Source organism: Colwellia sp. F1, assembly GCF_056238625.1.
In genome coordinates, this window is sequence record NZ_JBWDLI010000002.1 from 242,695 (window position 1) to 254,856 (window position 12,162).

Sequence of the window (12,162 nt, forward strand, 5' to 3'; positions counted from 1 at the left end):
CACAATATTAACCGGCTAGTTATTTTATATTGTTAAAATGCGCTTAGCAATTTTGCATTAATACCCTGAATAAAACCTTGGTTTGTTGGCGCCTTACTATTATATTTCAATACCTTGCTCTATTGACCACTATTACTACTCCCTATGTTATTTGTGCACTGTTATTTTTTAACTAGGGCAAAAGTATTAACTTTTGAAAAACATCAGCCGTTATATAGCCTAAGTTTTTACTGCCATTTATTGGCTCTATGTCTATAGATCCAATAAAGCTTTCTCGCTCTTTAGAGCCATCATTATCGCAATAAGCCAACATAAAACCCATCACTTTACCTGCTGATAATTTAACCGGCTTATGTTCTCCTTCAAGCGTAAAACTGTCATCGTATACATTAATGGCAATTTCCCAAATAATGCTATTTGGCTTATCGGCGCTCCTTTTCCACACACTATTGATATGCTCATTAAGTAAAACAAAGTTCGTTGCACCGCCTGCATTGTTTGGCCCAATATCAACCACTTGATTGTCTAACGCAATATGATAAGCAAATGCATTAAAGCTAAATTGATGCTCACCCCCTGATGCATCTTCATCGATAAAAACCTCTAAACAATCGTCATCCCAATAGAGATAGAGCGGGTCGGCATGTTGATCAAATAAAATATCGTCCGTTATTTCAACCAACAAAAGCAGCTGATTTTCATGCCACATAATTTTATATTGACCACTAAAATCTTCAGAGCTTGGTTGTTCCCCCAAGATTAATTTATCTAAAGGTTGCCAATCGGCGAGTTCCCAACTGCTTTCATCATTCATACCATCAATGATAATTTCCCCCTGAGCCTTAGGCGCTTTAAGGAAATTAATGCTTTCAATTGCCTGCTCAGCAAAGACTAAGTGGCTAAACGAAAAGTGTAAGAAGAAGGTGGCCGTGATAACTAGGTAGTTCAATTTATTATTCATGTTTTTTCCTTTGTATTGCTTGCTGAGCAAGCGTATAAACCTGCTGGTATGCTTCATCTAATGTGCCACTAACATCAAGTTTGATAATATCTTGTTCGTCATGTCGTATCGCTTCCATGGCTGAAAATTGACTGGCTAATAATTCGGCCCTAAAAAAATGATTTTCACGATTGATCATACGCGTTCTAATGGTATTGATATCGGTACTAAGGTAATAAAAATGACAATGAAAACCGAGGCTTCTAAAGCGTTTTCGGTGCTGGTATTTCAGCCCTGAAAATGCTAACACTACATTTTTATTCTGTGCATGTAATTCAGTGAGTTTTCTGGCAATGGCTTCAACCCAAGGTTTCCTCATGGCATCATCAAGTGGGATGTTCGCTGCCATGCGTTGCACCGCCTCAGGCGAGTGAAAATCATCCGCGTCAAGAAACGCATAATCACCTTGTGCATTTAACTGCTCAACCAAACGTTGGCTTATTACGGTTTTGCCTGAGCCGCTAACACCCATTACAATAAAAAGTGTCGGCTGTGACATTTTTTGCGGCTTTTGATTTCTACTGAGTATGTTAATCATTATTTGGCACCAGCACACTTAATTGATAAGTTTGATTATTAGCTAGAGCTTTTAGCTTATTATCTTCAATAAAGTCGCCGTCCATATAGGTTTGAATTGCTGTAATATTAGCCGATTTCTCAATTGTAAAATGAATATTAGCGCCACGATATAAACGCTGTCCTGCTATTTTATCTAAACAACTTGGCAGTTTGGGGGCAACATGTAACACACCATTTCCGCCTTTTAATCCGCATAATTCTTCCACAATGCAACGATATAACCAAGCTAGCGTGCCGGTATTAAACAGCTGGCTTGAACGCCCTGCCCTACTAGGGTATTGATGATAAGCTCCACGATAGTAATTTGGGACAAATACTGCTAGCTGACCACTTTGGGCGGCTAATGCTTTTGACGGTAAAATTTTAGTAAGTACGTCAAAGGCGAGATCATTTTCACCTACTTGATATAAGCTATACGCGTAAAAAATAGCCGCGTGATTATAAACAGAGCCATTTTCTGAAACGCCGGGGTGTTTTTGGGTGATCCTGCCAATATCTTCAACCATACGGGTATAACTCGGTGCTAACATCATCACGCCAAAAGGTGTCATTAATTGCTCTGTCACTGCTTTGATGATTTTTTCTTGCTGATCTTTTGACGCAGCGCCACTTAACATTGCCCAGCTTTGGGGATTTAAATAGATTTTTCCCTCTTTATCATGCACCGTACCAAAAACACGATTGTCATCGGTAATACCACGGGCAAACCACTGGTTATGCCAAAAATATTTGTTAACCGCTTCATTAATGGTGGTGGCTTTAAGGCGATATTCATTAAGCTTTTGTTCACAAACGTTTATGTTATATTCTGCACATAAATCACACCAGGTATTAAGCGCGTAAGCAGTCGCTAGAGAGAGCCAACTAGAAACGCCCTTCCCTTTATAACCCACCATATTCATAGGGTCGCACCAGTCCCCTTGTTCGATAAAGCTCAACCCGCGATGATCAGTGGCATCAATTAACCACGAAAGGGCAAGCTCTATATGTTCGCTAAAAGACTTTACTGCATCTGAATCAGCAAACGGAATTTTTGTTGATAATAAAGCGACATCCCCTGTTTCACTTAAATAAACAGCCAAGCAGATAGGCAACCAGACACAGTGGTCTGCATGCGGTATTTGATTAATGTATTTAAGCTCGGCTTGGGCATTTAATAAAATTCCGTCTGGCATCGCACCATTACTTTTTTGTTGAGACAAGGCTAAAGTAAAAGCGTCGCGGGCAACATCAGGCTTTATGTAGCACATACCCATATTATCTTGGATATAATTACGTGTTTGTGGGTCAGTACTTAAGCGGTTAACATCACCATGATAAAACATTTGTCTCGGCAACCAATGATTCACAAAGTTGTCAAAATCAACCCTGCCAGATTCAAGGGTTAAACAAGCCTCTCCTTGAGCAATGTAATCATCATAGGCTTGCTGTGCTTTCTCAGTTTTATTTTTACCTAAATAACGATCACGTATTTGTGCTATTTCAGCTTCATCTTTCGCGGGGCCAAATAAAAATTGATAATCAACACACGCATTTTCAGCCAACGACTCTTGGTATTGATAAACAGCAACAGGCGTTTCGTATCGAGCATCGCAGCTCGCTAACGTTGGCTGTGTTAATGCATCAGGAAAATGTAAACCACCTTCACCTTCAAAGATCGCTTGGTTTGCCTGCCACGATACTGGTTTTTTATCGGCAATAAAAAAAGTTTTCTCTTTTAATGCTTTATTTTTAAAATACTGTTCAACTTTTTGATAAGGGCTTACCGCTGTCGCCACAATCGCATTAAGTTTTTCATCATAATTAGCTGATTGATTCATCCAAGACATATAACCAATTGTAAAATAAGGGTATATGCTAATATTTCGCTTACCTTCGCCTTGCCTTAAGTTCTCTACGGCTAATGACCAGCGCTCAACCACATCGTTTGCGGTTAAGCTCAAGGTTATTTTTATCTTTAATTCAAGGTGCTCAATTAACCAATATATTTCACTCAAGCCTTGCACAAAGCTAAATTTGTCTAGCTTTGTTCGCATAGGCTCGTAAGGCACTGAAAAGCACTCTTGCTGATCTTCATCTTTAATATAAAAAAAACGTCCTGGGTGATGAGGAAAATAGCTATGCTCTGGTTGAATAAAGGTCTTTTCTTCTAAATTTGGGGCATAAGAATATTTTCTAGGCTCGGGTTGCATAAACTGAGCATTAACATACCCCCGACAATTCACTTGCACCACCATATGTTTATTCCATAAAAAGCCATTAGCTTTAGGCATACGGGTAGGGGAATTAAGTTTAACTATTGCACTTTTTTTCTTATGACTACTGCATACATTACGCATTGAATATGACCTTATTGCTTTTTAAAACCATTATGTAAACGATTATCAGCGCTATTGACTGACTCTTTACTTCTTTGTTCTAACGCTTTTTGTACCTTATCTAGCGTTTGATCATCCAATGAATAAAGCATTATCAAAGGAACAGATAAGGCGGCGAACACTGCAGGAATAATAGTTAGCAATAGCACAATCCCTTGCTCCGACACACCTGTTTGTACTTGATTTGCAACATAGCCAAGTGAGGCTAATAGCCAACCAATAGTAGCGCCCGCCATTGCCCCACCCAGTTTTTGCGCAAAGGCCGCGGCTGAAAATATCATTGCTGTTGCTCTTCTCCCTGTTTTCCATTGAGAAAAATCGGCTGTGTCAGCATACATAGAAAAAACAAGGGGTGATTTAGGCCCTAGCGCCAAGCCAATCATTATTTGTAGCGCAAACATCAAAGTAATACTTTTACTGGGTACAAAATAAAAAGCAGTAGACAGCAAGGCGACCAAACTCATTAAAATAATCAGTAATTTTCGTTTATCAAAGAAGCGGGTTAATAGCGGTGTAGAGGCTGCACCTACCGCTAAGGCCAGCATATAGACCATAGCAAAACTGCCAATGAGATCAGGTCGTTGAACATAGTATTTAAAATAAAATGTACCTGAACTAGCACGAAGCGAAATAGTAATCATGATAATAAGCGCGAGTACAAACAACACTAACCAGGGTTTATTTTGCCCTAAGTCCTTAATATCTTGCCAGACAGGTGTTTTCTGCTCTGGGGGTGGAGCAATACGCTCTTGGGTACCATAAAAAGTAATAAAAAATAACAGCGCGGCGACACAACCATACAAACCCATCGTCAGCTGCCAACCTAACGCTTCATTGCCTTGGCCTAAATATTGAACTAACTCAGGGGTAAGATAAGCAACTAAGCTACCACCAGAAAATGCACCAATAAATCTAAAACTCGTTAATGTAGTTCGTTGCTGTGTATTATGAGTCATAACACCCAATAAAGCGCCATAAGGAACATTAATGAATGTATACGCCAACATCATAAAAATATAGGTGCCATAAGCCCATATTAACTTATTATTATCGCTGACATCAGGTACTGTAAAGGTGAGTACCCCCCCAGCAACGATTGGAATAATACCCCAAAGCAAATACGGGCGGAACTTACCAAAGCGCGTTTTAGTCCTATCAGCTAACGCGCCCATTAATGGGTCAGAAAAAGCATCAATTAACCGAGTGACTAACATTAAGGTACCAACCGCTGCCGCTGAAATACCAAAAACATCGGTATAGAAAATAAAAAGAAATACATCAAAAACGCGCCAGTAAAAATTAGATGCCACATCACCACAGGCATAAGCGATTTTTTCTTTCAAAGGCAGTTTACTCTTCACGTTTATATCCTCTTTTAAAGCATAAGTTGTCTTTTTTTTGCCTCACATAACATGCCTATTATTGAGCTAATAAGTTTCATATCACCGTTATGTTTGATGCTAACCAATAAAAATGTAAGCGCTTACAAGTTAATTCATATTGTATATAAACACAATAAAAACTTGAACAAAACAAAGCAGATAAAACACAATCAATTGATTTTTAATAACTTAAAATAAACAAAACGTAGCAACTCCACTTAGGATTAATATGATTAAAAATTATCCGCACAAAAAATAAGTAAATAAATATTGACCTTTGCTATTTTATAATCTAATTTAAATGTAAGCGCTTTCATTTGGGTTTAATCTTCCCTTACACACGAACTTAATTACTAAGTGAAAGCGCTGAGCACAATAAATAATTATAAATATGTAAACTGTGGGAGAAATTCATGAACAAGCAAAGCTTTATTAAAACAAAAGTAGCGACAAGCCTGTCGTTAATACTCGGTGCAACAGCACTACCGGCAATCTCAGCAGAAACAACATCGCTAGCTGAAGAAAGTGTTGAAGTGATTACCGTTACGGGCATGCGCTCAAGTATCAAAGAATCTACACGTCTTAAACGTGATGCAAGTGGTGTTGTTGATGCTATTTCTGCAGAAGATATCGGTAAATTTCCAGACACTAACTTAGCAGAATCGTTACAGCGTATTACGGGCGTGTCAATTGACCGAGATAACGGTGAAGGTAGCAAAGTAACCGTTCGTGGCTTTGGCCCTGACTATAACATGGTGACCTTAAATGGCCGTACCATGCCTGCGTCAAGCCTCCCAGGTGGGGGTGGGGTATCAAACTCACGTGCTTTTGAGTTTTCAAATCTGGCTTCTGATGCAGTAAAGTCAGTTTCTGTTTATAAAACAGGTAGAGCAAACGTGGCGACGGGTGGTATTGGGGCAGTAATCGATATCGTCACCGGCAAGCCATTAGACAACCCAGGCATGCATGCCAGTGTTGGCGCTAAAGCCATCATGGATACAAGCAACCGGGTCGGTAATGATGTGACACCTGAGTTATCCGCTTTACTTAGCTGGACTGATGAAGATGAAATGTTTGGTGCCTCGTTAACTGTCAACACACAACAACGTCATAGTTCAACCTCGGGCGCCTTTGTTAATGAATGGCGAACTAGCCTTTACGACGGGACTATTCCACAAGCGGCAAGTGATATTCAACTAGGAAACGAGCCTGAACTTGGTCAAATTTATTCAATGCCTTCAGATTTACGTTATTTTATTTCTGATCAAGAGCGCGATCGTACTAATGCCCAATTAACATTACAATTTAGACCGGTTGAAGCGTTAACAGCGACACTAGATTACACTTATTCAAAGCAAGACACGTTTCAATCTCGTGCCGAACAATCTATTTGGATGGACACTTATAAGTCAAACTTAGGCTTTGACGATGAAACTGTTACTACCCCAGTTGATTACAATGAAGATCGGGGTGATCAGCCACCACGCGATTTAGGTTTAGCTTTACAAGAGCTGAACCAAGTCAATGAGAATGACTCCATTGGTTTAAACATTCAATACGAAGTTAATGATTATTTCACCCTCACTTTTGACGGTCACAGCTCAACAGCAGAAAGCTCGCCTGATGCCGCTTATGGTGCTTGGGTTAACGCCGGTTTAGGCGCAAACATCGTTGCTGGTCAAAGTGTCGACTATAGTAAAGATTACCCCACTATGGGGGTTGTATTTGATGACTGTGATGCTAGAAGAGGCTTAAACTGTAATGGTGTGCTCGACCAAGATGACGTAGGTACTTCAATACTTGATATGAACTACTCATCTCAAAAAAGTGAGATTGATGAATTTCGTATAGTGGGTGATTATCAATTTGATGAAGGAAGTATCGAGTTTGGGGTAGAATCACGCTCAATGGAAAGCCATTCTGTACAAAGTTTAACACGTCATACTATGGGTAACTGGGGGATTGAAAACCCAGGAGAGTTACCTGATAACTACTTAACTCCGATTGACTTCACCAGCGAAATTAATGATTTTGATAAAACAGATGCTTTTAATCAAGGTTTTACCGGTAGTGCTGCACAAATTGGTGCATGGGCTGCAACTGAATATGGTTTTGACTTTGTTGCTAACGGCGCTGCAGCGACTGACCGCACGATAAAAGAAGATATTACCGCTGCCTTTGTTCAACTTGACCTTTCAGGAGAATTAGGTGGCCGCCCCTATAATATTTCTGCCGGTCTTCGTTTTGAAAACACAGATATCACCTCTTCTGCTAATGTCGCCTTACCTAATGCTGTCGCATGGGAAGGTAATAATGACTTTAACGTACGTTTCGGTGATGGCATGCAAGACTTCTCTGCGAAAGCTGATTATAACCATCTATTACCAAGCTTTGATTTTGATATCGAAGTTGTTGATAGTGTAGTAACACGTTTTTCTTACAGTAAAACCATTGCTCGCCCTACCTATGACCAATTAAGTGCCGCCGCAGCGGGTGTTAGTGGCCCTTCTGGACCAACGACCATGGCGGGTGTTCAACTAGGCACAGCTTCAAATGGTAACCCAGGCTTGGTGCCGTTAGAGTCAGACAATATTGATTTTTCAGCCGAATGGTATTTTGCTGATACAAGTTATGTTTCTATAGGCTACTATGAAAAACGTGTTAATAACTTTGCTGGGCGTGAGCCTGTGGTAGAAAATGTTTATGGCTTACGTGATGCAACTGCTGGTCCTCGGGCTCAAGCTGCCATGTTAGCACTAGAAGCGTTAGGTGAAGAAATAACAGACACTAACTTATTTGCCATGGTTGCAGCCACTGAAAATAATGTTGATTATTTCTCAATCCCTGCTGAGCAATTTGAGGTTGATTATGATGTCTTACCAAACGGCGATGACCCATTAATGGACTTTACCGTGACCAAGTTTGTTAATAATAAAGAAGCTAAAATCAACGGTTTTGAACTCGCTGCACAACACTTCTTTGGCGACACAGGTTTTGGGATACAGGCGAACTATACCACGGTTTCTGGTGATGTTGGTTTTGATAACAATGCCGACCCATCGGTTACACAATTTGCGCTTGTTGGTTTAAGTGATACGGCAAATTTAATTTTAATGTATGAGAAGGACGATTTTCAAGCTCGTTTAGCTTATAACTGGCGTGATGATTTCTTAAACTCACAAGCGAGATATATCAATGAACCTGCTTATACAGAATCGTACGCACAAATTGATTTTAATGTTGCCTATCAAGTTAATGAACAACTGTCGGTCTTTATAGAAGGCATTAACATTACAGGTGAAGATACCCGCATTCATGGTCGTACAGCTGTACAGCTATGGAACTTAGCCGAGCAAGAAGCTCGTTACGCTTTCGGTGCGCGTTATACTTTCTAATTAAATTGAGTTAATTTAAATAGTAAGTGGACTTATAAATGCCGTGCACTAGCACGGCATTTGTTTTTAAAATAACGCTTATGCTCCATAGGGGGGAATATGGATAAACCGATTAAAAAAGTTGTTATTGTCGGTGGTGGCTCTGCTGGCTGGATCACGGCAGGGAGTATTGCAGCCGAACATTGCACCAACGCATCAAGTACTGTCGAAGTTATTTTGATTGAATCTCCTGAAGTTAACAGCATTGGTGTTGGTGAGGGTACTTGGCCATCAATGCGAAATACTCTAGAAAAAATAGGGATAGACGAAAAAACATTTATACAAGCATGCCAAGCTGCTTTTAAACAAGGAACCAAGTTTATAGGTTGGACCACAGGCGCACAGGATGATTTTTTTTACCACCCTTTCATGACGCCTCATGGCTACGCGCAGGTAGATCTCCATGCCGAATGGCAAAGAAATCATGCACAGCAATCGTTTGCTGATACCGTTAACATTCAAAGCCACGTATGTGAAGCAGGCTTAGCGCCGAAACAACAGGCAACCCCCGATTACGCTGCTGTTACAAACTATGGTTACCACCTAGACGCAAAAAAATTTGCCGCGTTATTGCAAAAACACTGCATTGAAAAACTAAAGGTACAACACATAGTCGACCACATGGATGGCATTATTTCAGCAGACAATGGCGACATTAGCGCCATTAATACCAAAGAAAACGGCATAATAACCGGTGACTTATTTGTTGACTGTACGGGTAGTGCTTCTTTACTGCTCGGTAAGCACTTCAAGATCCCTTTTATCTGCAAAAAACATATTCTCTTTAATGATTCAGCGCTAGCGGTTCAAGTTCCTTACCCTAGCCACGACACACCAATAAACTCCACAACCTTATCAACTGCACAAGCCGCCGGCTGGATTTGGGATATTGGCTTACAAAAACGACGGGGGGTTGGTTATACCTACTCAAGCCAGCACACAAATGATGTAGACGCTGAAAAAGCATTAAAGCAATATATCGCCAACTCAATTGGTGAGGAACAAGCAAACTTACTGACCCCAAGAAAAATTACTTTTGCACCGGGTCATAGAGAAAAGTTTTGGCATAAAAACTGTGTTGCCGTTGGAATGTCTGCGGGTTTTCTCGAGCCGCTTGAGGCATCAGCACTAGCCTTAGTGGAGTTATCTGCCATGATGATCAGTGATGAATTACCTGTCACGCGTAGTCATATGGACATTATAGCCGAGCGATTTAACGACCGATTTACCTATCGGTGGCAACGTACTATCGACTTTTTGAAGTTGCATTACATCCTAAGTAAACGCACAGATTCGCCCTACTGGCAAGACAACCAAAAACCAGAAAGCATTAGTAAACAATTACAAACATTCATTGAACTTTGGCAACACCAACCACCTAGTCGTTATGACTTAATTCAAAATGAAGAAGTATTTCCTTCGGCCAGTTATCAATACGTACTTTATGGTATGGGCTTTCACACTAAACAACGCCCTAACCCTCGGCAATTTGAAGATAAACCAACTGCTGAAAAAGCTATTGCTGAGGTACAAGCTAAAATAGCTAAATATCTTACTGGTTTACCAACAAATAGAGCGTTACTTAATCAATTAACCGGTATAAATTAATCATCGATATATACAAACACATCAGGAACGGTAGTCAATTATGAACAATAAAATTAAAAACGTAGTAATTGCAGGTGGCGGTACCGCAGGCTGGATGGCAGCCGCCGCATTTTCAAAGCTAATCGGCAAAAACTTAAATATAACCCTAATAGAGTCTGATGAAATTGCTACCGTAGGCGTAGGTGAAGCCACTATTCCCCCAATAAGAACCTTTCACAAATTACTCGGCATTGACGAACAAGAAATTATGCGAGCCACCAATGCCACGTTTAAACTCGGCATAGGGTTTGAAAACTGGGGACAGCAAAAGAGTGAGTATATTCATTCTTTTGGTGTCACAGGGAAAGAGTGTTGGGCTGGTGAGTTTCATCACTTCTGGCTACATGGTCTACGTAAGGGGATCAATGCTGACTTTAGTGAGTACTGTTATGAGCTACAAGCGGCAAAAAAAAATAAGTTTGCTTTATCAGCTAACAGCCCTATCAATTATGCCTATCACCTTGATGCAACACTTTACGCCAAATACTTACGTAAATTTAGTGAAGATTTAGGTGTGGTTCGCCTTGAAGGTAAAATAAAACAAGTACACAAAGATCATAAAACAGGCAATATCAGCTCACTTACGCTAGCGTCTGGAAAGGTTATTGAAGGTGATTTTTTTATCGACTGTACTGGTTTTAGAGGCCTGTTAATTGAGCAAGCACTACATACTGGCTTTGACGACTGGTCACATTGGTTACCTTGTGACAGTGCCGTCGCAGTACAAACCAAAACAGTATCCGCAGCTTTGCCCTATACTCGCTCTATTGCCCATAAAAGTGGCTGGCAATGGCAAATACCACTGCAAAGTCGCGTTGGCAATGGCTTAGTGTATTGTAGTAAGTATTGCTCTGATGAAGAAGCAATCAACACGGTCAAAGCGAATATAACAGGAGAGATGATTACAGAGCCAAGGGTTATAAAATTTAAAACAGGAAGACGTCGTAAAGGATGGAATAAAAACTGCGTGGCTTTAGGCTTGTCTAGTGGCTTTGTTGAACCTTTAGAGTCAACCAGTATTCATCTCATTATGTCTGGTGTTATTCGATTATTACGCTTATTCCCGTTTGAAGGCATACACCCGTCTGCTATTGATGAATACAACAGTAAACTTGATTCTGAATTAAATGCTGTGCGTGACTTTATTGTATTACATTATAAAACAACACAACGGGAAGACAGTGACTTTTGGTTGCACTGTAAGAATATGGAAGTCCCTGCTTCTTTACAGCATAAAATTGATCTGTTTAAAGAAACGGGGCGTGTATTTTTAGACGACGGCGATATTTTCCGCGTTGACTCATGGACTCAAGTACTGATTGGTCAAGGATTAGTCCCCAAGCAATACCATACAATAGCAGAGATAATGAACGACAAGGAATTAAACAGTTTTATGGCCAGCATAAGAACATCAATATCGCATGCCGTAGATAAGTTACCTACACATGCTCAGTTTTTACAAGATTACTGTAAATCAAACAGCTAACGTTATAGTTATTTTATACGCAACTTTATCAATATAAGGGGATGTTGTGGTTGCTTATTGACTCAATAAGCAACTTAAGATTGAGGTTAAAGTAGATTATTTTTAGTTAATAAATGCCCTATTAATCCTAAAACATAACTGCCTAGTTGTTAACGCACCAGGCCAAAGCAAAGGGCTTAGCATTGTTTACGTTTCGCTATCACAAACAATGACAACCTCAATATTAAACCGTTAACACAAATTAAAGAGAATAATA

General features: G+C 40.1%; 7 protein-coding genes. 3 read left to right on the forward strand and 4 right to left on the reverse strand.

Annotated features, from left to right (window positions below; genetic code table 11):
• Positions 1-172: 172 nt before the first annotated feature.
• The 4 genes from AC0UA9_RS02795 to AC0UA9_RS02810 are packed head-to-tail and all read right to left on the reverse strand — an operon-like array spanning position 173 to position 5,318.
• Positions 173-961 (reverse strand): sugar-binding protein, encoded by a 789-nt coding sequence (locus AC0UA9_RS02795; RefSeq protein ID WP_475656715.1) that lies wholly within the window; start codon positions 959-961, stop codon positions 173-175.
• Positions 954-1,538, reverse strand: coding sequence for a gluconokinase (locus AC0UA9_RS02800; protein ID WP_475656720.1), 585 nt, complete (start codon positions 1,536-1,538; stop codon positions 954-956). Before AC0UA9_RS02800 ends, AC0UA9_RS02795 begins: the two co-directional genes overlap by 8 nt.
• On the reverse strand, positions 1,531-3,918 hold the full coding sequence (locus AC0UA9_RS02805) for a GH36-type glycosyl hydrolase domain-containing protein (protein ID WP_475656723.1): 2,388 nt from the start codon (positions 3,916-3,918) through the stop codon (positions 1,531-1,533). Before AC0UA9_RS02805 ends, AC0UA9_RS02800 begins: the two co-directional genes overlap by 8 nt.
• 11 nt (positions 3,919-3,929) lie before the next feature.
• Positions 3,930-5,318, reverse strand: a complete 1,389-nt coding sequence (locus AC0UA9_RS02810) for an MFS transporter (RefSeq protein WP_475656726.1) — start codon at positions 5,316-5,318, stop codon at positions 3,930-3,932.
• A 434-nt stretch (positions 5,319-5,752) separates the two neighbouring features.
• Between AC0UA9_RS02810 and AC0UA9_RS02815 the strand changes: the two genes are divergently transcribed.
• The 3 genes from AC0UA9_RS02815 (at position 5,753) to AC0UA9_RS02825 (ending at position 11,906) form a co-directional block, all read left to right on the forward strand.
• The gene (locus AC0UA9_RS02815) at positions 5,753-8,734 is read left to right on the forward strand and encodes a TonB-dependent receptor (protein WP_475656728.1); all 2,982 of its coding nucleotides are present in this window, start codon (positions 5,753-5,755) and stop codon (positions 8,732-8,734) included.
• Between the two features lie 99 nt (positions 8,735-8,833).
• On the forward strand, positions 8,834-10,381 hold the full coding sequence (locus AC0UA9_RS02820; protein WP_475656732.1) for a tryptophan halogenase family protein: 1,548 nt from the start codon (positions 8,834-8,836) through the stop codon (positions 10,379-10,381).
• A 40-nt stretch (positions 10,382-10,421) separates the two neighbouring features.
• Positions 10,422-11,906 (forward strand): tryptophan halogenase family protein, encoded by a 1,485-nt coding sequence (locus tag AC0UA9_RS02825; RefSeq protein ID WP_475656736.1) that lies wholly within the window; start codon positions 10,422-10,424, stop codon positions 11,904-11,906.
• Positions 11,907-12,162: the final 256 nt, after the last annotated feature.